The organism is Rhodococcus sp. AC861 (assembly GCF_979256035.1).
In genome coordinates, this window is the sequence record NZ_CEEDMW010000001.1 from 1 (window position 1) to 21,914 (window position 21,914).

The following is a 21,914-nucleotide window of genomic DNA, read 5'->3' on the forward strand; positions in this document are numbered from 1 at the left end:
ACCCGGAAGCTAAGCCCTCCAGCGCCGATGGTACTGCACCCGACAGGGTGTGGGAGAGTAGGACACCGCCGAACAACCCTTCACAGAAAGCCCCCCGACCACAGGTCGGGGGGCTTTCTGCATTTACGGATCTTTCGGCGCAGCAACAAGATTCAGCGCTGCGCGTGTACCTACGTCTGCGTGAACCCGACGGCGTCCAGAGCAGATGCGACGACCTTTTCGACACCGTTCACATCGGGAACGCCTGCGCCGTTCTCATCGGATTGCAGATCCTCCAACGTGTCGAACTGGGACTGGAGGAGGGACGGCGGCATGAAGTGCCGGCGCTTGGACATCCTGTCGAGCAGAGTGTCGTAGTCGGCCTGCAGATGAACGAAGAAGAGCTCCGGATATCCCTCTCGGAGCCAATCCCTGTAGAGCCTCGTCAAGGCCGAGCACGCAGTGACCGAGGTTTCCCCGCGAGCCGCCACCCGACCGATCTCCTGTGCCACGGCAGCGAGCCACGGCTTACGGTCGTCGTCGTCCAGCGGGTGCCCTGCCGACATCTTCTCGATGTTCGCCGCGGGGTGGAATCTGTCCCCCTCGATGAACGTGCTGCCGAGCTTCGTGGCGAGGGCGCTCCCCACCGTCGTCTTCCCGGTACCGGACACCCCCATGACGATGATGTGGCGCGGAAGTTCCTGTGCAGGTTCCTGCACTCAGAACACCACCCAGAGCAGTGATGCCAGCGCGAAGACCGCGAGTCCCAGTGTCGTTTCCATGACCGTCCATGTCTTGAGTGTCGTTTTCTCGTCCATGCCGAAGAATCGGCTGACGAGCCAGAAGCCGGAATCGTTGACGTGGGAGAGCACGGTTGCTCCCGCCGCGATCGCGAACACCAGCAGTGCGATATCGAAGTTACCCAACCCCAGTTCCGCGACCTGTGCCGACACCAGGCCCGCGGTCGTCGTGAGCGCGACTGTGGCGCTCCCCTGGGCCACGCGGAGGGCTGCCGCGATCAGGAACGCCTGCAGGATCAGCGAGAATCCCAGGTCGGAGAGGGACTCCGTCAGGGAGGCACCGATACCACTGGCTCGGAGGACGCCACCGAACATCCCGCCGGCGCCGGTGATGAGGATGATCGCGCAGACCGGTCCGAGAGCGTCGTCCATGAGCGCCGTGGCCTTGGAGACGCTGAACCGCCCGGGTGCGAGGGCTACGAGAGACAGAAGCACGGTCAGGAGCAACGCGACGGGCGTCTGGCCCAGCAGGATGAGGGCATCCGCCCAGGGCGCGTCCTCCGAGATCGCGCCGGCTGTCTGCAGCGTCGACACCCCGGTGTTGAGGCAGATCAGGATCAACGGGAAGAGGAGGACGCCGAGAACGGCGATGAAGCGCGGGGGTGCGTAGGTGGGAGCATCAGCATCCTCGGCATCCCCGAACAGTGCAGCAGGCGTCGTGACGAACCGACGGCCGAGGCGGGTACCGACGAGGTACGAGCCGACGAACCACGCGACGACTGCTACCGGCACACCCAGGATCAAGGTCAGACCGATGTCGCCACCCATGAGGTCGGCCGCCGCGACGGGACCCGGATGCGGCGGAACGATCGCGTGCATCGCGGCGAAGGCACCGGCTGTCGGCAACGCATAGAGCAGGATCGAGCCACCGAAGCGTCGCGCTACCGAGAAGATGATCGGCAGGAAGATGACCAGACCGGCATCGAAGAAGATCGGAAAACCGAAGATCAACGCCGCCACGCCGAGGGCGAACGGCGCCCGCTTCTCCCCGAACCTGGCGATCAGCGTATCCGCGAGAACCTTTGCCCCGCCGGTCCGTTCGAGCAGTCGACCCAGCATGACGCCGAGGGCGACGAGCAGCGCGACGCTGCCGAGTGTCCCGCCGAAGCCGGTGAGCAGCGTGTCCGGCACGTCCCCGAGAGGGATGCCGGCGGCAACCGCGGTCAGCAGACTCACCAGTACGAGCGACAGGAAGGCGTGCAACTTGAACTTCATGATGAGGAAAAGCAGAAGTGCGACCGCGATGGCCGCCACGCTCAGCAGATAGGCGGTGCCGTGCACCGGTTCCATGATGTCCACGCCGCATCACCTTTCACAGGAAACGACTTCGACACTAACGTCGTGGGACGGTCCGACACGTGCGCCTACGCCTCACCGTGTCCGAATCGTCACGTTCACCGGGTGCGTGCGACTCTGGCTTCGTCCCACACCGGCTCCGACGACTCGTAGACCTTGCCGTCGGATCCGAAGACGAGGAACCGATCGAAGCTCTTGGCGAACCAGCGGTCGTGAGTCACGGTGATCACTGTGCCGTCGAACGCGACGATGGCGTCCTGCAACGAGTCGGCCGACTCGAGATCGAGGTTGTCGGTCGGCTCGTCGAGAAGCAGCATCGTGGCTCCGGACAACTCGAGCAACAGGATCTGCAGACGGGCCTGCTGACCTCCGGAGAGGTCGTCGTACTTCTGTTCCGCCTGTCGGGACAACCCGTATCTGTCGAGTGCGCGGGATGCAGCCTCGCGGCCCATGCCGTCGCGGTGCGAGGTACCCGTGTGCATGATGTCCAGCAGCGTATTGCCCTCGAGGTCGGGCCGCGTGTGAGTCTGCGCGAAGAGTCCGGGTCGGACTCTGGCGCCCAGAGTTGCTGTGCCACTGTGCGGTACGGGTGCGATGTCCAACTCGCTGACGGGGAGGTGCTCGGTCGCGGGGTCGGTTCCACCGGCAGCGAGCAACCGCAGGAAGTGTGACTTGCCCGAGCCGTTGGAGCCCAGCACGGCCACACGGTCGCCGTACCAGATCTCCGTGTCGAACGGCTGCATCAGACCGGTCAGCTCGAGTCCGGTGCAGACGAGCGCGCGTTTCGCGGTGCGGCCACCCGTCAGGCGAACCGCCACGTTCTGACGCAGCGGAACTGCTTCCGGGGGTCCGGCCTCCTCGAACTTCGCCAGTCGCGTCTGCGCTGCGTGGTAGCGGGAGGCGACACCGTCGTTGAACTTCGACTTCTCCCGCAGGCGCAAGACCAATGCCCGCAACTTGATCCGTTCCTCGTCCCACCGAGCGCGGAGTTCGTCCAGCCGAGCGTTGCGCTTCTCGCGCGCCTCGGTGTAGGTGGAGAAGTCGCCGCCATGGACCCAGGCGGATGCACCGTTGACGCCGGGCTCCAGCGTGACGATGCGAGTTGCGGCCGTCGCCAACAACTCTCGGTCGTGACTGATGAACAGGACCGACTTGTCCGACGCCGCGATCGTGCGCTCGAGCCAACGCTTTCCCGGAACGTCGAGGTAGTTGTCGGGCTCGTCGAGAAGCAGCAGTTGGTCGTTTCCCGCGAACAGGGCTTCGAGCACGAGGCGCTTCTGCTCACCTCCGCTGAGCGTCGATGCGGCGCGCCATTTCGCACGGTCGAACGGCATCCCCATCGCCGACATGGTGACCTCGTCCCAGAACGGCTCGAGGTCGTATCCGCCGACGTCGCCCCAATCGGAGAGCGCCTGCGCGTACGCCATCTGGGTCGCCTCGTCGTCGCGATCGATCATCGCGTTCTCGGTGTCGTCGAGAAGCCGAGCCGACCGGCGCACCTGCTCCGTGCATACCGACAGCAGCAAATCCCGCACCGTGGTGTCGTCGCGGACCTGCCCGACGAACTGACGCATCACCCCGAGCGTGCCCGATCTTCCGACGGTGCCCTCGTCCGGAGCGATGTCGCCGGCCACGATCCGGGTGATGGTCGTCTTGCCCGTTCCGTTCGGACCGATCAAGGCCGTCTTCGCGCCGTCGCCCACACGGAACGACACTCCGTCGAGCAACTGGCGCCCGTCGGGCAGGAAGTAGTCGACGTCGGACAGTTCGAGATGGGACACGGGACATCAGACTACGGACGTTCGTGCAGACTTGACCGATGCAGCACACAGAGCGACCGCGACCGAGGCTCGTCGCATCGGACGTCGACGGCACCCTCATCGATCATCACGAGCGCGTGACCGCCCGTACGAAGGCGGCCGTTCATGCCGTTGCCGCCGCCGGGGACACCTTCGTCCTCTCGACCGGTCGCCCGCCGCGGTGGATCAGCCCCATCGTCGACCAGCTGGGCTACGCACCGATGTCGGTGTGCGCGAACGGCGCGGTGATCTACGACAGCGAGAACGATCGCATCGTGTCCGCTCGGACCCTGAGCGTGTCCGATCTCGCCGAACTGGCGGCGCTGGCGGAATCACTGATCGAGGGCTGTGGCCTCGCTGTCGAGCGCGTCGGTCGCAGCGCTCACGACGCCGCGACTCCGCAGTTCGTCAGCTCGCCCGGATACGAGCACGCATGGCTCAATCCCGACAACACCGAGACCTCGCCCGAGGAGGTGTTGTCGGCACCTGCCGTGAAACTGCTGATCCGGCAGTCGTCGATGACCAGTGGCGACATGGCGGCGGCGTTGTCGTCCCACGTCGAGCACCTGGCCGACGTGACGTTCTCGACCGACAACGGACTCATCGAACTGAGTGCACCGGGGGTGTCCAAGGCGTCCGGACTGCTCGAGATCGCCCGAACCCTGGGTATCGACGCGTCCGAGATGGTGGCGTTCGGCGACATGCCGAACGACATCCCGATGCTGTCGATGGTGGGCCACGGCGTCGCGATGGCGAATGCTCACCCCGCCGCGATCGCCGTGGCCGACGAGGTCACCACGAGCAACGCGGACGACGGTGTCGCCCGCGTGCTCGAACGGTGGTGGACCTGACCCGGCGGTGTCAGCCGACGGGTGCGGGCTCCGGTGCGGGTGCTGCCTCGGGCACCGGTGCTACCAGGCCGTCGGCAGGAGTGCCGGCGTTCATCTCCGCCGTGTAGGTGTCGGTGAACGTCTTCACCACCGTCGTGACGATTCCGGTGACCTCGTCGAAGGACAGCGAACCGTTCTCGAAGTCGGACTGCCACCCGTTCGGGATGCGGTACTCGTCCGAGGTCGGGAGCCCGAGCGAGCCGGATTCCGATCCCATGGCGACGAACTGTTTGAAGATCTGTCCCAGCACCGAGACCACCTGGCCGCTGGGCGTGGTGTAGATCGAACCGTTGGTGAAGTCGGCGCGTGTCTGACCCTCCGGTGCTGCGAGCAGACCGGTCAGAGCGGCACCGAGTCGACCGGACTCGCCACCCTCGGCCACCCACTTCTGGACGATCGGGTTCTGCACACCCATCGCTAACAGCTCGGAGACCAGGCCGGTCAGCGTCGTTCCCGGAGCCGGTGACGCAGCATCGACACTGGGCGGTGCGACGAGACCGTCGGTGCCGGGTGTCGCACCGTCAGGTGTCGTCGTGTCGGGTGTGGCGGGAGTCGTCGGAGCCGACGTCCCGTTGACGTTCGCCGCGGCGATCGAGCGGATCTCGTCCATGCGGCCGTACGCGGCGTCGCCCGGGCATTCGGTGTTGCCGACATCGCGGTGCGCGAAGATCACCGGCAGATCGATCGACTTGCCCTGCTGGACGAAGGTGTACTGCGTGCCTTCCGAGGTCATCGTGGTCTGTCCCTGCGGATCCAGACCGGCCTTGCCGAGACGCCAGCCGAGGAACTTGCCGGCCGCGTCGAGCGACTCCTGAGTCGGCTGCTCGGTGCTGTAGTCACCCATCAGCGCGAGACCGACAGTGTTCTCGTTGAAGCCGCCGGCGTGCGCGCCCTCGACGTTGCGGTCCAGGCCGCCTGCGCGACCCTCGAAGACCTGGCCGTACTTGTCCACCAGCACGTTGTAGCCAATGTCGCACCAGCCCAGCGTCTGCGCGTGGTACGCGTAGATCGCTCGGACGATGCCCGCGGACTCGTCCTTGGTGTAGTTGTTGCTGCCCGCTGTGTGGTGCACGGTGGCACCGCCCAGGGAGTCGTCGTACGTGGGGGATCCGCAGCGCTTGGACTCGTCGGCGCCCCACTGCGCGCGGGTGATCACCGAGGGGCCGGAACCCTCGACGGGACTCGCGATGTCACTCAGCGTGCTGTCGGCGGCCGAGGTTCCGGGCGTGATCAGCACGGCGGTGGCCGCGGCGAGCGTGTCCGCGATCGGTTCCGCACGCAGGGGGCGTGACGACGATGCGGGCACGTAGCCCAGGTCCTGAGCGACAGGAGCGGCCGGCGCGACAGGATCGGCTGCATCGGGAAGCGGTGCGGGCGCAGGGTCCACCGGGAACGCCGGATCGGCCGGGTTCAGCGCAGCGCCGGCAGGAACGGTGGGTGTCAGCAGGAACTGCACGCGCTTGGTCATGCCCACGAAGATGGGTTCGGTGCCCGCGGACACCGTGGGAACGTCGCTGTCGGTGCGTCCCGTGTCGATCGGCTGCGTCTCGTTCCACGGCCCCCAGGAACCGTCGTCGAGCTGGGCGCGAACGCGGGCGACAGCGGAGCCGAGCTGATCGGCGGTGAGCGCCACCATGCTGAACGGGGTCTCCTGCGAGACCTCCTTGACGACTGCGCCGGCATCGGCGGGGTCGACCGGAGCGGGCGGCGGAGTGGGAGCGGCGGCCGGGACCTCGGGGACGGTGAGCCCCGGGATGGCCGGAATCTCGAAGGAATCCGGCAGCGACAGGTCGCGCAGCGAGCCCAGGTCGATGTCGGGCAGGTCGAGACCCGTCAGCTCCTTCAGCGGGATGACGATGTCGGGGGCGTTCGCAAGCGCCAACTTGGCGATCTGCGTGGGCACGACAGCTGTCTCGTCGTTGGCCGCGCGTACACCGGACGTGCTGTCCCCGACTGCGTAGACCACGACAGGACTCGTGACCGCGAGTGCGGCCACGACGCCCAAGATCAGTGATGGCTTCGGTCGACGGTGCAAGACGATTTCTCCCCTGGTAGGCGGTGCTACGCGGTCAGCGTCACATGTGACAGATGTGACTCATGTGATAGGTGATGCGCAACAGACGTCACAGTAACCACAGAAGGGTCAACCATCAACCTCAAGTAGAGGGTTCGGCCAGGTGTTCGAACGATTGCGTCGCACGCGAGGGTTGCGGGACCACTACACGGCGTCGGATACCCTGGTCACCCGTGACTGATACTTCGCGAGGCCAGTACGATCTCATCGTCGTGGGGTCCGGCTTCTACGGCCTCACCATCGCCGAACGAAGCGCCACGGAGCTGGGAAAACGAGTGCTCGTCCTGGACCGACGTTCGCACATCGGCGGCAATGCCTACTCGGAGCCCGAGCCGCAGACCGGCATCGAGATCCACAAGTACGGCGCCCATCTGTTCCACACGTCCAACGAGAAGGTGTGGGACTACGTCACCCGCTTCACCGAGTTCACGGGCTACCAGCACCGCGTCTTCGCGCTGCACAAGGGCCAGGCGTACCAGTTCCCGATGGGCCTCGGCCTGGTGTCGCAGTTCTTCGGCCGGTACTTCACCCCTGCCGAGGCGCGCGCACTCATCGAGGAACAGTCCAGCGAGATCTCCGTCGAGGATGCGTCGAACCTCGAGGAGAAGGGGATCGCGCTGATCGGCCGCCCGCTCTACGAGGCGTTCGTCCGCGACTACACGGCCAAGCAGTGGCAGACCGACCCCAAGGATCTGCCCGCCGGCAACATCGCCCGGCTCCCCGTCCGGTACACGTTCGACAACCGCTACTTCAACGACACGCACGAAGGTCTGCCGGTGGACGGGTACACCGCGTGGCTCGAGAACATGGCGAAGAGCGATCTGATCGAAGTGCGACTGGACACCGACTGGTTCGACGTCCGTGACGCCCTCCGCGCCGAGAGCCCGGACGCGCCCGTCGTCTACACCGGGCCCCTGGACCGCTACTTCGACTTCGCCGACGGCGAGTTGGGTTGGCGCACACTCGACTTCGAGACAGAGGTGCTCGACACCGGCGACTTCCAGGGCACGCCCGTCATGAACTACAACGACGCGGACGTTCCCTTCACGAGAATTCACGAGTTTCGGCACTTCCACCCCGAGCGCGACTACCCGGCCGACAAGACCGTCATCATGCGCGAGTACTCGCGCTTCGCGGAGTCCGGCGACGAGCCGTACTACCCCATCAACACACCCGACGACCGCGCGAAGGTGACCGCCTACCGCGAGCGGGCGAAGCGCGAAACCGCCGAGAACTCGGTGCTGTTCGGTGGTCGCCTGGGTACCTACCAGTACCTCGACATGCACATGGCCATCGCCAGCGCGTTGACCACATTCGAGAACACTCTGCGTCCGCACCTCGAATCCGGTGCGCCGCTGGGAGATTCGGCGTGAGCGCCGACACCCTGCTCGGTGTGTCACTCCTCCAGCGCATCCTGCTCCCGCGAGCCGGGGAGCCGCTGGACGTCCGGACCCTCTACACCGACGAGGCGCGTACCAACCCTCGTCGCGCGCATTCGCTCTCCCGCACGTCGGTCTCCATCGGCTCCGAGTCGGAGGTGTCGTTCGGGACGTACTTCAACGCATTCCCGGCCAGCTACTGGCGCCGCTACAGCACGTTGACCTCCGTGGTGCTGCAGGTGGAGGTCGTCGGGCACTGCCGCGTCGACGTCTACCGCTCCAAGGCCGACGGCTCTCGTATCCATGTGCAGGGCAAGGACACCGACGACGCGCAGATCACCGCAGCCGCCGGGACGACGCTCGAGTTCGAGGTGGACCTCGGTCCCTTCGAGGACGGTGGATGGATCTGGTTCGACGTCACCACCGACACCGACGTCGAGTTGACGGCAGCCGGCTGGTTCGCGCCCGTCGAGGCGCCGGGTCGCGGAACCGTCGCGATCGGCATTCCCACCTTCAACCGGCCGACCGACTGTGTGAAGGCACTGACCGCCATCGCGTCGGATCCGCTCGTCATGGCCGTCGTCGATGCCGTGATCGTGCCCGACCAGGGCACTCGGAAGGTGCGCGACGAGCCCGGCTTCGACGACGCCGCCGCCGCGTTCGGTGATCTGCTGAGCATTCACGACCAGGCCAACCTCGGTGGATCCGGCGGCTACAGCCGCATCATGTACGAGGCGCTCGAGAACACCGATGCCGAGCACATTCTCTTCATGGACGACGACATCGAGATCGAGCCCGACTCGATCCTGCGCGCTCTCGCCATGGCTCGTTTCGCCAAGGTGCCGACGCTCGTCGGCGGCCAGATGCTGAACCTGCAGGCCCGTAGCCATCTGCACGTGATGGGCGAGAAGATCGACACCGGCATCTTCATGTGGGGCGGTGCCCAGAACGTCGAGTACGACCACGACTTCGCGGAGAAGCCGCTGCGCGAATCGAAGCTTCTCCATCGCCGGATCGACGTCGACTACAACGGCTGGTGGATGTGCCTCATCCCGCGGGTGGTCGCCGAGACCATCGGTCAGCCGCTGCCGCTGTTCATCAAATGGGACGACGCCGAGTACGGCCTGCGGGCCCGCGACGCAGGCTTCCCGACGGTGACGCTTCCCGGTGCCGCGATCTGGCACATGGCGTGGAGCGACAAGGACGACGCCATCGACTGGCAGGCCTACTTCCACCTGCGCAACCGCCTGGTCGTGGCGTCGCTGCACATGCCGGGATCGGCGCGCGGGCTGGTGCTGAACACCGTCAAGGCCACGATGAAGCATCTGCTCTGCCTCGAGTACTCGACCGTCGCGATCCAGAACATGGCCATCCGCGACTTCCTGGCAGGGCCCGAGCACATCATGGAGATCCTCCCGACCGCCTTGGCCGAGGTCCATCGGGTGCGCACGCAGTATCCCGATGCCGTCGTCGTACCGTCGTCGACCCTCCTTCCGGCTCCCAGCGGTGCCGACGTGCCGGCGGTGGGATCACCTGTCGGTCCTGCGGCGAAGGTGTCGCGGCTGGCCAAGGGCGTCCTGAACAACCTGAAGGCGGCCAAGGGGGAGCATCACGACCGGCCGCAGCTCAATGTGCCGACCCTCGACGCACGGTGGTACCTGCTCTCGCAGGTCGACGGCGTCACCGTCACCACCGCCGACGGCCGCGGAGTCGTCTACCGCAAGCGTGACCCGAAGATCGCGTCGGCGCTGCTCACCGAGTCGATCGCGTTGCGACGCGAACTGCTCGCCCGCTTCCCCGAACTGTCCGACCGGTACCGTCGCGCCGTGCCCGAACTCACCAGCAAGGAGCGTTGGGAACGTGTCTTCAGCTACCCGAACTGAGGGAACCGCCAACCTGGACGTCCGGGCGCTGCTCGCGGTCCAGGACAGTGTCGGGTCGTTGCCGGGCGCCGTTCGCGCTGCCCGTGGCATGTCTCACTTCGGTGAGCATGCCCTCGGCTGGATCGCCATCGGCGGTATCGGTGCGCTCGTCGACGCCGACCGTCGCGAGAAGTGGGCCTCCGTCGCGGTCGGTGCGGTCGGCGCGCACGCCGCATCGATCGTCGTCAAGCGCATCTCGCGCCGCCGACGCCCGACGCATCCGTCGGTGCGCATCGGTGTGAGTACACCCAGCAAATTCAGTTTTCCGTCCTCCCACGCCACGTCCACGACGGCCGCCGCCCTGCTGATCGGGCGGGCCACCGGCCTCCCCGTGGCAGCGGCGATCGTGCCCTCCATGCTCGTGTCCCGTCTGGTGCTCGGAGTTCACTATCCTTCGGACGTGGTGGTGGGGTCCGCGCTCGGCGCGTTGTCCGCGGCAGCAACGGTGCGTGTGGAGAAGAACGTGGCGGTTCGATTCGGTCTGACTGTCGGAAACGCAGCGGCCACGACAGCAGGAGAAGCATGAGCGAGGAACCCGTCGTCGTCGGCGCGCCGCCGAAAAATCTGGCGTCAGGCATCGTCAAAGCAGTCCGGCCCCGCCAGTGGGTCAAGAACGTGCTGGTTCTGGCGGCGCCGCTCGCTGCCGGATCGGTCACCGAGAGTTCGGTCCTTCTTCCGGTCGCGCTCGCGTTCCTGGTCTTCTGCATGGCCGCGTCGGGCATCTACCTGGTCAACGACGCGATGGATGTCGAGGCCGACCGAGCTCATCCCACCAAGCGGTTCCGGCCCATCGCGGCGGGCGTCCTCCCGGTCAATCTTGCGTTCGCGATGGCGGTGGTGCTGCTCGGCGGCGCGATCGGCCTGTCGTTCCTGGCCAACTGGAACCTCGCGGTCGTCATGGGCGTGTACATCGGCGTCCAGCTGGCCTACTGCTTCGGCCTCAAGCACCAGGCCGTACTCGACATCTGCATCGTGTCGTCGGGCTTCCTGCTGCGGGCGATCGCCGGCGGAGTCGCCGCCGACATCCCGCTGTCGCAGTGGTTCCTGCTGATCATGGCGTTCGGTTCGCTGTTCATGGCGGCCGGCAAGCGCTACGCGGAACTGCAGTTGGCGGAGCGCACCGGCGCGAAGATCCGCAAGTCGCTCGAGAACTACACCACCACCTACCTGCGCTTCGTGTGGACGCTGAGTGCAACCGCGGTGGTCATCTGTTACGGCCTGTGGGCGTTCGACCAGGACGCCAAGAACGGCACCAGCATGTTCGCCATCTCGATGGTTCCGTTCACGGTCGCTATCCTGCGATACGCAGTCGACGTCGACGGCGGCGAAGCGGGTGAGCCGGAGGAGATCGCGCTCGGAGATCGGGTGCTCCAACTGCTCGCCATCGTGTGGATCGGAGTGGTGGGTGTCGCTGTCTACCTCGCATGAGGATGTGACAGATCTTCCTGGCGACGACGAGTCGCGGGTGACCGACGCGGTGGAGACACCGCGGTGGGCCCGAGTGACCGGCGCCGTCGGCATCGTCGTGGTCGGAATCCTTGCGTTCGTGGGGGCGTGGGACCGTCGATGGATCGCCGACGACGGCTTGATCGTGCTGCGCACGGTGCGGAATCTGCTCGCCGGCAACGGTCCCGTCTTCAATGCGGGCGAGCGTGTCGAGACCAACACCAGCGCTGCCTGGACCTACGTGGTCTATGCGTTCTCCTGGCTCAGTGGTGTGCGCCTCGAGTACGTCGTCCTGACCATCGCCTTGGTTCTGACGACGGCGGCCGTGGTGGTCGCCATGATCGGCACCGCACGTCTGTACTCGGGCCGCGCGGTGCTGGTGCTCCCCGCGGGAGCGATCGTCTACATCGCGGTTCCCCCGGCGCGGGACTTCGCGACGTCGGGACTCGAGTCGTGCCTGGTGATCTTCTGGATCGCCGTCCTGTGGTGGCTGATGGTCCGGTGGGCGGATCGGCGACAGCCGACTCCGTCGCCGGCTCTGGTGCTGGTGATCGCATTCTGGGGCGGCCTCTCGCCGCTGGTCCGGCCGGAACTGGTCATCGTCGGCGGTCTCGCGCTGCTCATGCTGGTGATTGCCTCGCCGGGGTGGGTGCTGCGCGGAGCGATCGTGGTCGTGGCGGGACTCCTGCCGGTCGGCTACCAGATCTGGCGCATGGGCTACTACGCCCTGCCGTACCCCAACACGGCCGTCTCCAAGGACGCGGGCGGAGCCAAGTGGGCACAGGGCTCGACGTACCTGTGGAACCTGGTCGGCCCGTACGCCCTGTGGGTGCCGGCGCTGCTGGTCCTGGGAGGGGCGCTGATCGCTCTGACCCGACAGCAGCGCTCCCGGCCCTCACGCGGTGACGTGAGCCTTCTGTCGCGGGTTCGCACACCCGGGGCAGTGGTGGCCTTCGCACTGGTCGCCGGGCTGATCTCGGCGGTCTACGCGGTCCGTGTCGGCGGCGACTTCATGCACGGCCGCACACTTCTTCCGGCGCTGTTCCTGCTCCTGCTTCCGGTGGCGGTCGTCCCGATCCCGCTGCGCCGCGGCACGGTCGCGCTGGTCTCCTGCGTCGCGCTGTGGCTGGGAATCGTCGTGTGGGCGGTCTTCGCCGCCACCACGACCGGAATGCCGCAGGGCACCACCGTCGGGCGTAGCGGCATCGTCGACGAACGCGCGTTCTACTCGCAGAACACCGGCCACCGGCATCCGATCCTGGCGAGCGACTATCTGGACTACCCACGCATGCGGGCAATGGTGCAGACCATCGAGAACACTCCGGACGGCGGACTGCTGCTGCCGTCCGCACAGTTCACCTACTGGGATGTCGTGCCGCCACCGCTGCCCATTCCCGAGGGCGGCGCCGAGCATGTCGTCTACTTCCTCAATCTCGGCATGACGAGCATGAACGTCGGGTTGGACGTCCGCGTGCTCGATCAGATGGGTCTCGCCTATCCGTTGGCCGCTCACACCGAACGTCTGGACAACGGCCGCATCGGACACGACAAGAACCTGTACACGGATTGGGTCGTGGCGGACACCGGAATGGTGGACGTCCATCCCTTCCTGCCGTTCTACCTGGACGAGGAATGGGTCGACCAGGCTCAGGTGGCGTTGACCTGTCCGCAGACGCAGGCGCTGCTGACGTCGTACCGGTCGGACCTGACGAGAGCTCGGTTCATCCAGAACTTCAAGAGTGCGTTGGACTTCGCGGCGTACAGATTCGACCGGGTGCCGGAGTACGAAATACAACGGTGTAATTTGGAACCGCCCCCAGAACGCTCCGCGCCTTGACGCCGTTCGCATCTCGCCCCGAAGTGAGATCCGCGTCACAGTCCGATCACCGGGTCGTGGCGTTTCTGTCTCGGAGTCGTACCGATCCGACAGGTGTGGCTGGATTCTGGCATCTCGTTTGTGTAACGCTGTCCACGTCGGCGGAGATATGTGTAGATGATGTGCGTCGACGCGCACGGTTGCCCGAGGGGCGACTACGCGCGGAAGACGAGACCGACGGTGGATGTTCCGGGTTCCTATTCGGACCATCGCCCGAGATCGATCGACGAAGCGGTGCGGCCGACCGGCTGCACGGAACTGTGAGAGGCCGAATGTATGCGTGACGGGTCCGTTACCGATGTCGCTGGTGACGACAGCGCTCAGCCGCGGAAGGCTTCACGCCTTCGCGCACCCCGAGTAGGCCGACGTATGCGTCAGGCTCTCGTGTCCACCGTGATGGCCGCCGCCATCCCCCTCGGCCTCGCGGTCGTGGGAACCGGGCCCGCCGCTAACGCTGCATTCGACCCGGGCGCCCAGGATTTCTGGGTCGGGTCGTCCATGGGTGACATCAAGAGCCGTGTCTGGCGTGCAGCGGACGGCAACACGAACCGTGTCGTCTACCTGCTCGACGGACTGCGCGCCACGAACGACATCAGCGGCTGGGAGACCGAGACCAACGCAGGCGCATTCCTGGCCAGCTTCAACATCAACGTCGTCGAGCCCGTCGGTGGAGAGTCGAGCTTCTACTCCGACTGGTACGCACCGTCGAACTTCAACGGACAGCGCACCACGTACAAGTGGGAGACCTTCCTGACCCAGGATCTGCGCAACGCTCTGCGCGATCGCCTGGGCTTCCGGTCCAGCCGCAACGGCGTCGTCGGCCTGTCGATGGGTGGCAGCGCCGCCCTGACGCTCGCCGCGTACCACCCGGACCAGTTCAGCTACGCCGGCTCGCTCTCCGGATACCTGAACATCTCGGCTCCCGGTATGCGTGAGGCCATCCGTCTCGCGATGCTCGACGCCGGTCGCTACAACGTCGACAGCATGTGGGGACCCCCGTGGAACCCGGCGTGGCTGCGCAACGACCCGTTCGTGTTCGCGCCTCGCCTGCGCGACAACGGCACCCGCGTGTGGGTCTCGGCCGCCAGCGGCCTGCCCGGTGCCTACGACCGCCCGGTCGCACCGATCGACTTCTACAACACTGCCAACGGCATGGGCCTCGAAGCTCTCGCCCTGGCGAACAGCCGCGCCTTCCAGGTGCGGATGGCCTCGATCGGCGCGAACAACGTGACCTACAGCTTCCCGGCTCAGGGAACGCACCGGTGGGGCTACTGGCAGGACCAGATCTACCAGCTCGCCCCCGACCTCAGCGCCAACATCGGCTGACGTCACCCCTTCTCGACCGACAGCCCCGACCCTCGCACCACGCGAGCCGTCGGGGCTGTCGTGCGTCGCGGGTCGATCCGTCCCGGCGTCGCGACTCCAGTAACATTTGCACCACCAGTAACAGCGAGCCTCCGTCGTACCGTCACCTCCACCGTGTAGAACAAGACGGAACGGCACCCGGTTCGCGGCCAGACGAGCGCGCCGGTGCCTGCGAATCACGGTCATATCAGGAAGCGAGTCCCACACATGCGAGTTCCGAACGCGGCGTCGCGGAGAGCGCGGATGCTGTCCGCCCTGGCGGTATCGCTGGTTCTTCCGCTCGCGGGCGGGTTGACGGCCACGGCGATCGCCGCTCCGGCCCAGGCAGCCCCCGTCCAGACTGCGCCGGTGCGCACCCAGATCGCGGACGCCGGCGCCACGGTGTCGGCCGTCGACTGGATCACCGACCGTCGCGTGGCGGTGTGGGTGAACTCGCCCTCGATGGGAATCCCCATCCAGGTGCAGATCCTTCTCGCGCGTGACTGGAACAAGACGCCGCAGGCCACGTTCCCGTCCGTGTGGATGCTCGACGGAATGCGCGCGACCGACACCGAGAACGGCTGGACCGCCGAGACCGACGCCGAGTCCTGGTTCGCCGACAAGAATGTCAACGTCATCCTGCCCGTGGGTGGACAGTCCAGTTTCTACTCGGACTGGGCCGAACAGAACAACGGCGTGAACTACAAGTGGGAAACGTTCCTGATGAAGGAACTCCCGCCCATTCTGGAACGTGACTGGCGGTCGAACGACACGCGTGCAGTGGCGGGTCTGTCGATGGGCGGCACCGCGGCGATGACGCTGTCGGCGCGTAACCCCGGCTTCTTCAAGTTCGCGGGATCCTTCTCCGGAATCCTGAGCACGACGACTCTCGGCATGCCGCAGGCCATCGGCTACGCGATGCAGGACGCCGGCGGCTTCGACGCCGGTGCCATGTGGGGCGTCCCGTCCAGCGAACTGTGGGCCCAGCACGATCCGTACGTGCTCGCCGAGAAGCTGAAAGGTATGAGCCTCTACGTCTCCAGCGGCAGCGGCACCGCCGGTGAGTTCGACCAGCAGTCCGACATCCCCGGCATCAGCACCAACTACGCCGGCATGGGCCTCGAGATCCTGTCGCGGCTGACCTCGCAGACCTTCGCCACCAAGCTCAACAAGCTCGGCATCCCGGCATCGATCAACTACCGCCCGTCCGGAACGCACTCGTGGGCGTACTGGCAGTTCGAGCTCAAGCAGGCGTGGCCCCAGATCGCGACCGCACTGGGCGTGGACGTGGACAAGCCCGCGTGCAGCGTCGGTGGGAACATCGGCGGCACGGCGAGCGCCAACAGCTGGCTGGGCGACTGCCTGACCTCCGAGTACGACGTGGCCGGCGGCCGTGCACAGGACTTCCGATTCGGACGCGTCTTCACCTCCGACAGCGGCACGTTCCCGGTGGCCGGAGCCGTCGGCGGTGCCTACGCGGGGAACGGCGGCCCCGCCGGTGCGTTGGGCATGCCGCTGTCCGGCGAACTCGGTACCCCGGACGGTCGCGGACGCTACAACTCGTTCCGCAACGGAATGATCTACTGGACGCCGCAGACCGGTGCACACGCCGTGCGCGGAGCCATCCTCGAGGAATGGGCGCGCCAGGGATACGAGGGTGGACCGCTGGGCTACCCGCTCCGCGACGAGGTGCAGACCCCGTCCAAGCCGGGCGCAGTGCAGGGCTTCGAGATCGGCGCCATGTACTTCTCCCCCGACACGGGCACGCACGCCGTCATGGGCAAGATCATGGAGAAGTACGGTCAGACCGGCTGGGAGAACGGCGCACTGGGATTCGCGAAGACCAACGAGGTGACGGTCCGCGACGGCGGCCGCTTCACCGAGTTCGAGGGCGGCAACATCTACTGGTCTCCGGCGACCGGTGCCTGGTCGATTCTCAACGGTCAGATCTTCGACGCCTGGAAGAGCGTCGGGTACGAGAACGGCCGGCTCGGATACGTCACCAGCGACCAGTTCGACATCCCCGGTGGCGTTCAACAGAATTTCCAGAACGGTTTCGTGACCGTGAAGAACGGGGCCGTGCAGATCGTTCCCTGACAGCAGTGACGGTACCGGCGCGGTCGGACTCGCACAGAGTCCTCTCAGACCGCGCCGGTACCGTGCGCTGGTCGGGGAGTGCACTCGTTCCTCCCCTCGTTCCGCCGGACACGCTCGACCCCCAAGAGACGAAGGATGACCACGTGACAACGAGGTTCGCGACCACTCTCGCCCCGGTGATGCTTGCCGTGGCTGTCGGCGGACTGCTCACCGCCTGCGGCGGTGACGACTCGTCTGCCAGCAGCACCCCGTCGTTGACGTCCAGTGCGACGGCGGCGGCGACCACCACCACGGCCACCTCCACGTCGTCGGCACCGTCCGGATCGGCGACGGCGTCGGCGTCCGCGTCGACCAGTCCCGGTGCCGCTGCGACGGCGCCCGACGAGTCCGACCCCGTCCCCAGTGGCTTCCCCGGCCCGACGTCTGTGCCGATCAGCCCGCGCGGAACCGCGTTCCTCGACGCGTTGAAGGGTCGCGGCGTGACCGTGGCCGGCAACGGCGACATCGCCGTCGGCACCGCGGAGTACATCTGCGCTGCCCAGTCCGAGGGCGTCGCGGACGACCAGGTGCTCACCTTCGTCACCGCCAACGTCGGCGCCGAGGCGTCGGCGTCCGGCACGCAGATCACCGCCGAGGACGCGGCGAAGACCGCCCAGGTCTACGTCGACGTCGCGCGGTCGACGTACTGCGGATAGATCGGAGACCTCGTGGCTCGATCCACTCGCCGGCGGTCACCGCTCCGGCTTTTTCTCGTCGCCGTCGCGGTGATCGTCGTCGTCCTGCTCGTCATCCTTCTTCTCTGGTACCTGCTGGCAGGACGACTGACGACGCCGGGTAGCGGCGGACCGCAGACACCGGGCGCCGAGGCTCCGACCTCCCAACCGGCGTCCTGCCCCGACGTGTTCGTGCTGTCCGTCCCCGGCACCTGGGAGTCGAACGCGGCCGACGACCCGTACGCGCCGACGGCCAACCCCATCTCGCTCATGCTGGGCGTCACGCAACCTCTGCAGCAACAGTTCGGTCCGGAGCGCGCGGAGGTCTACACCGTTCCGTACGTCGCCCAGTTCTCGAACCCCATCGCCTTCCCGCCGGACGGCCAGGCGTCGTACAACGTCAGTCGCTCCGAAGGTGCGGCGAAGGCGAACGACATTCTTGCGCAGCGCTATTCGGAGTGCCCACTGACGTCCTACGTCCTGGCGGGCTTCTCCCAGGGGGCTGTGATCGTGGGCGATCTCGCGTCCGCCATCGGAGCCGGAACCGGCCCGGTGCCGGCCGATCGCGTGCTCGGCGTGACCGTCATCGCCGACGGTCGCCGCGACGGTACGTCCGCTCAGCAGATCGGACCCCCGGTCGACGGAGTCGGTGCCGAGGTGGCGCTGGGCGGTCTGGACGTCCCCGGGATCACGATGACCGGCGCACGTCAGGGCGGCTTCGGAACTCTCGCGGACCGCACGTTCTCGATCTGTGCCCCGGGCGACCTGATCTGCGCCGCACCGCCGGAAGCGATGTCGCTGCGCAACATCCCCTCCTCGATCACCGCGCTCGCCGGTGCAGCCGGCAACCCGGTGCACGGCAACTACGCGCGCTACGTCGTCGACGAGGCCGGAACCACCGCGACGCAGTGGACGGCGAACTGGGCGGCGGGGCTTGTCGCGTCCGCGCCCACCCCCGCGCACAGCTGATTTCTGCGCGGTTCGTACGTCGTCACAGGCGACTTTTGGTCTCGGGCCGGTAACGGCTAGAGTGGCGAGTCGGCTCGATCCGGGTACCGACCACCGGCGCCGTGCCGACACACTTGATGCTGCAGGAGAGAGAGTCCATGAGTTCTGCCGACGCCGCGGGTACGTCTGCGCCATTGCGGAAGTTCCGATTCGCGGCCGGCGGTGAGGGCAACCCGGACGAGGGCGGTGCTCGTCGCTTCGTCAAGCTCGCGCAGAAGGCCGAGGAACTCGGTTTCGACAGCTTCATGATCCCCGACCACCTGGGCAATCAGGTCGGACCCATCGCTGCGCTCGGAGCGCTGGCAGTGGCAACGGACAAGATCCGCATCGGGACTGCCGTTCTCGCGAACAACTTCCGTCATCCCGCGGTCCTGGCGAAGGATGCGACGACGATCGATCAGATCTCCGGCGGTCGGCTCGAACTCGGTATCGGCGCGGGCTGGCTGAAAGAGGAGTACGACAAGTCCGGGATCGCCTACGAGAGTCCCGCCGTCCGCATCGAGAAGCTGGACGAGTCGCTGACCATTCTCGATACGTTGTTGCGTGGCCAGGAATGCAATTTCCAGGGCAAGCACTACTCGGTGAACGGACTGCAGGGCAGCCCGCGTCCCCGTCAGGGCCCGCGTCCTCCGATCGCTGTCGGCGGCGGCGGCCCGAAATTGCTCACCATGGCGGCGAAGCACGCGGACATCATCTCGCTCGTTCCCAGCACGACTGCGGAGGGCAAGCTCAAGCTGTCGGAGATCACTCTCGAGAAGAGCATCGAGCGGGTCGAGACCATTCGCGCGGCGGCGGGTGACCGGTTCGACTCGATCGAACTGAACTGGACCATCACGACGATCCTGATCTCGGACGACCGCGAACAGACGGCCGAGATGGTGATCGGTGCGCTCGACAACGGATTCCCGCCGAACATGGAAGCCGACACGCGTTTGTCGGTGGAGCAGATCCTGCAGTCTCCCTACATCGCGATCGGCTCGTTCGAGGAGATTGCAGAGCAGATACGCCAGGTCAGGGCTGCCACCACCATGTCGTACGTCGGGGTGTTCCCCACCCAGATGGATGCATTCGCTCCCGTTGTCCAACTGTTGGCGGGCGAATGACGCTGAATGGGTCGGTACCATACTTTCGACCGAGTTCACCACTCAGTGGTGACAGGTCCGCTGAGACTTACCGGTGAGTAGGATGACCTCGCTCGCGTTCGAGCTGTTCGCGTCCGAAGGCGCTGCCTACGTCAGGATCGGGGGGTGTCGCACTGGCGACACCGCGGCGGTTCGGAGGAGATGATGATGAGTAACTCGTTCGACGATTTCGTCGACGACAGTGGCAATATCGTGATCCGCGAGGATCTCACGCTCGTTCGCCACGTCGAGCAGAACGTCGCCGACAACGGTGACGACCTGGCGTACCGGTACGTCGACTACTCGCGTGAGCGGGACGGCGAAGTACACGAGCTGACCTGGTCGCAGTTCGGCGCCCGCCTTCGCGCCGTGGCTGCACGGTTGCAGCAGGTGACCACGCCCGGTGACCGCGTCGCGATCCTCGCGCCCCAGGGCCTCGACTACGTCGTCGCGTTCTTCGGTGCGGTCTACGCCGGCACGATCGCCGTGCCGTTGTTCGACCCCGACGAGCCCGGTCACAGTGACCGGCTGCACGCCGTTCTCAGCGACTGCGAGCCGTCCGCGATCCTGACGGCCACCAACTCCGCTGCCGGCGTCCGCCAGTTCTTCCGGTCGCTTCCGGCCGCGAAGCGACCCCGCATCATCGCCGTCGACGCCATCCCGGACAGTGTCGGTTCGACCTGGGTGGAGCCGCCCGCCGACATCGACGAGATCGCGTACCTGCAGTACACGTCCGGTTCGACGCGTGTCCCGGCCGGCGTCGAGATCACGCACCGCGCCGTGGGCGTCAATGCTCTGCAGATGGTCGACGCCATCGAGCTCAACCACGATTCGCGTGGAGTGACGTGGTTGCCCCTGTTCCACGACATGGGCCTGCTGACGGTGATCCTCCCCGCGCTCGGCGGCAAATACATCACCATCATGAGTCCGCGTGCCTTCGTGCAGCGCCCGTGGCGCTGGATCAAGGAACTCGCTGCCGTCTCGGACGGCGCCGGTACGTTCGCCGCCGCTCCGAACTTCGCCTTCGAGCACGCCGCGCAGCGCGGTCTGCCCAAGAACGGCGAGACGCTCGACCTGTCGAACGTCATCGGTCTGATCAACGGTAGCGAGCCCGTCACCACCACGTCGATGAAGAAGTTCAACGACGCCTTCATGCCGTACGGATTGCCGAAGACCGCGATCAAGCCGTCCTACGGCATGGCCGAGGCCACGTTGTTCGTCTCCTCGACCAAGCATTCCGACGAGGCCCGCGTCATCCACGTCGATCGCACGGAGCTCAACGCCGGACGCATCGTCAAGGTCGAGGAAGGAACGCCGAACTCGATCCCGCAGGTCTCGTGCGGGTACGTCGCGCGCAGCCAGTGGGCGGCGATCGTCGACGCAGATGCCGCGGTGGAGGTCCCCGACAACCACGTCGGCGAGATCTGGCTGCACGGTCAGAACATCGGCAAGGGCTACTGGGGCCGCGAGAAGGAGACGTCGGAGACGTTCCACAACACGCTGGTCTCGCACCTGAGCGAGAACAGTCACGCGGACGGTGCCCCCGAGGGTGCGAACTGGATGCGCACCGGCGACTACGGCGTCTACGTGGACGGCGAGCTCTACATCACCGGTCGCGTCAAGGACCTGGTGATCGTCGACGGCCGCAACCACTACCCGCAGGATCTCGAGGCGTCCGCTCAGGATGCGAGCAGCGCTCTGCGTCCCGGTTTCGTGGCGGCCTTCGCCGTTCCGGCGAACCAGCTTCCCGACTTCGTGTTCGAGCACGGCGGTGCCGGTCTGACCCGCGACGCGGGCGATTCGTCCGAGCAGCTGGTCCTGGTCGCCGAGCGCGCACCGGGCGCCGGCAAGGCCGATCCCCAGCCGATCGCCGACACGGTCCGAGCGGCCATCTCCCAGCGCCACGGTGTCACCGCACGCGACATCCTGCTGGTCCCGGCCGGGTCGATCCCGCGTACGTCCAGCGGGAAGATCGCACGTCGCGCGTGCAAGGCCGCGTACATCGAGGGAACGCTGCGTGGTGGATACCAGCAGACCGCGTTCCCCGACAATCCCGAAGACTGATCACCCGACGCGGGTAGTTTGGCGAGTTTGATGGCTGAAGAAGAGACAACGACGTCCGTACCGGAGCCGACCACCCTCCCCGAGAAAGACGGTTCCGCAGCGGATC

Annotated in this window: 16 protein-coding genes and 1 rRNA gene; 13 read left to right on the top strand and 4 right to left on the bottom strand. The window is 66.5% G+C overall.

Annotated elements, in window-relative coordinates:
• A 5S ribosomal RNA gene (gene rrf, locus AC0IX4_RS00005) occupies positions 1 to 74 on the top strand; the annotation flags it as partial.
• Between the two features lie 96 nt (positions 75 to 170).
• Here rrf and AC0IX4_RS00010 read toward each other — a convergent pair.
• From AC0IX4_RS00010 to AC0IX4_RS00020, 3 genes are all read right to left on the bottom strand, one after another.
• Positions 171 to 698: a gluconokinase gene (locus AC0IX4_RS00010; protein WP_471827616.1), complete on the bottom strand. Its 528-nt coding sequence runs from the start codon at positions 696 to 698 to the stop codon at positions 171 to 173.
• On the bottom strand, positions 699 to 2,078 hold the full coding sequence (locus tag AC0IX4_RS00015; protein ID WP_471827617.1) for a GntP family permease: 1,380 nt from the start codon (positions 2,076 to 2,078) through the stop codon (positions 699 to 701). It lies immediately after the preceding gene.
• Between the two features lie 95 nt (positions 2,079 to 2,173).
• A complete protein-coding gene (locus tag AC0IX4_RS00020) occupies positions 2,174 to 3,856 on the bottom strand; it encodes an ABC-F family ATP-binding cassette domain-containing protein (RefSeq protein ID WP_042574823.1) in 1,683 nt (560 codons plus the stop codon).
• 38 nt (positions 3,857 to 3,894) lie between these two features.
• On the opposite strand from AC0IX4_RS00020, the gene AC0IX4_RS00025 reads away from it, so the two are divergent.
• Entirely contained in the window at positions 3,895 to 4,725 is an 831-nt protein-coding gene (locus AC0IX4_RS00025) for an HAD family hydrolase (RefSeq protein WP_471827618.1), read from the top strand.
• Positions 4,726 to 4,735: 10 nt separating this feature from the next.
• Here AC0IX4_RS00025 and AC0IX4_RS00030 read toward each other — a convergent pair whose 3' ends face one another.
• Entirely contained in the window at positions 4,736 to 6,760 is a 2,025-nt protein-coding gene (locus AC0IX4_RS00030) for an N-acetylmuramoyl-L-alanine amidase (RefSeq protein ID WP_471827619.1), read from the bottom strand.
• Between the two features lie 251 nt (positions 6,761 to 7,011).
• Here AC0IX4_RS00030 and glf point away from each other — a divergent pair, with 251 nt between their 5' ends.
• The 11 genes from glf to fadD32 all read left to right on the top strand — a co-directional run bounded on the left by glf (position 7,012) and on the right by fadD32 (position 21,808).
• Positions 7,012 to 8,211, top strand: coding sequence for a UDP-galactopyranose mutase (gene glf / locus AC0IX4_RS00035; protein ID WP_231568690.1), 1,200 nt, complete (start codon positions 7,012 to 7,014; stop codon positions 8,209 to 8,211).
• On the top strand, positions 8,208 to 10,100 hold the full coding sequence (locus tag AC0IX4_RS00040) for a glycosyltransferase (RefSeq protein WP_471827620.1): 1,893 nt from the start codon (positions 8,208 to 8,210) through the stop codon (positions 10,098 to 10,100). The genes glf and AC0IX4_RS00040 overlap by 4 nt, the downstream gene beginning before the upstream one ends.
• On the top strand, positions 10,078 to 10,665 hold the full coding sequence (locus AC0IX4_RS00045) for a phosphatase PAP2 family protein (RefSeq protein ID WP_471827621.1): 588 nt from the start codon (positions 10,078 to 10,080) through the stop codon (positions 10,663 to 10,665). Before AC0IX4_RS00040 ends, AC0IX4_RS00045 begins: the two co-directional genes overlap by 23 nt.
• Positions 10,662 to 11,567, top strand: a complete 906-nt coding sequence (locus AC0IX4_RS00050) for a decaprenyl-phosphate phosphoribosyltransferase (RefSeq protein ID WP_042574828.1) — start codon at positions 10,662 to 10,664, stop codon at positions 11,565 to 11,567. Before AC0IX4_RS00045 ends, AC0IX4_RS00050 begins: the two co-directional genes overlap by 4 nt.
• Before the next feature lie 49 nt (positions 11,568 to 11,616).
• On the top strand, positions 11,617 to 13,422 hold the full coding sequence (locus AC0IX4_RS00055; protein WP_471828314.1) for an arabinofuranosyltransferase AftB family protein: 1,806 nt from the start codon (positions 11,617 to 11,619) through the stop codon (positions 13,420 to 13,422).
• Between the two features lie 408 nt (positions 13,423 to 13,830).
• Positions 13,831 to 14,787 (top strand): alpha/beta hydrolase, encoded by a 957-nt coding sequence (locus AC0IX4_RS00060; protein ID WP_231568691.1) that lies wholly within the window; start codon positions 13,831 to 13,833, stop codon positions 14,785 to 14,787.
• A 246-nt stretch (positions 14,788 to 15,033) separates the two neighbouring features.
• Complete coding sequence (locus AC0IX4_RS00065) at positions 15,034 to 16,902, top strand: alpha/beta hydrolase-fold protein (RefSeq protein ID WP_471827622.1); 1,869 nt, start codon at positions 15,034 to 15,036, stop codon at positions 16,900 to 16,902.
• A gap of 143 nt (positions 16,903 to 17,045) precedes the next feature.
• Complete coding sequence (locus AC0IX4_RS00070; protein ID WP_471827623.1) at positions 17,046 to 17,597, top strand: DUF732 domain-containing protein; 552 nt, start codon at positions 17,046 to 17,048, stop codon at positions 17,595 to 17,597.
• 12 nt (positions 17,598 to 17,609) lie between these two features.
• Positions 17,610 to 18,584 carry a cutinase family protein gene (locus AC0IX4_RS00075; protein ID WP_471827624.1) on the top strand — a complete coding sequence of 325 codons (975 nt, stop codon included), beginning with the start codon at positions 17,610 to 17,612 and terminating at the stop codon, positions 18,582 to 18,584.
• A gap of 137 nt (positions 18,585 to 18,721) precedes the next feature.
• Positions 18,722 to 19,726 (top strand): LLM class F420-dependent oxidoreductase, encoded by a 1,005-nt coding sequence (locus AC0IX4_RS00080; RefSeq protein WP_042575127.1) that lies wholly within the window; start codon positions 18,722 to 18,724, stop codon positions 19,724 to 19,726.
• A 186-nt stretch (positions 19,727 to 19,912) separates the two neighbouring features.
• Positions 19,913 to 21,808: a long-chain-fatty-acid--AMP ligase FadD32 gene (gene fadD32 / locus AC0IX4_RS00085; protein ID WP_471827625.1), complete on the top strand. Its 1,896-nt coding sequence runs from the start codon at positions 19,913 to 19,915 to the stop codon at positions 21,806 to 21,808.
• The last annotated feature ends 106 nt before the right edge of the window (positions 21,809 to 21,914 follow it).

Excerpts from the sequence above, each read along its gene's own strand:
- AC0IX4_RS00025 (WP_471827618.1), top strand. The coding sequence starts at position 3,895 with ATGCAGCACACAGAGCGACCGCGACCGAGGCTCGTCGCATCGGACGTC.
- AC0IX4_RS00050 (WP_042574828.1), top strand. The coding sequence starts at position 10,662 with ATGAGCGAGGAACCCGTCGTCGTCGGCGCGCCGCCGAAAAATCTGGCG.
- AC0IX4_RS00060 (WP_231568691.1), top strand. The coding sequence starts at position 13,831 with ATGCGTCAGGCTCTCGTGTCCACCGTGATGGCCGCCGCCATCCCCCTC.
- AC0IX4_RS00065 (WP_471827622.1), top strand. The coding sequence starts at position 15,034 with ATGCGAGTTCCGAACGCGGCGTCGCGGAGAGCGCGGATGCTGTCCGCC.
- AC0IX4_RS00080 (WP_042575127.1), top strand. The coding sequence starts at position 18,722 with ATGAGTTCTGCCGACGCCGCGGGTACGTCTGCGCCATTGCGGAAGTTC.
- fadD32 (WP_471827625.1), top strand. The coding sequence starts at position 19,913 with ATGAGTAACTCGTTCGACGATTTCGTCGACGACAGTGGCAATATCGTG.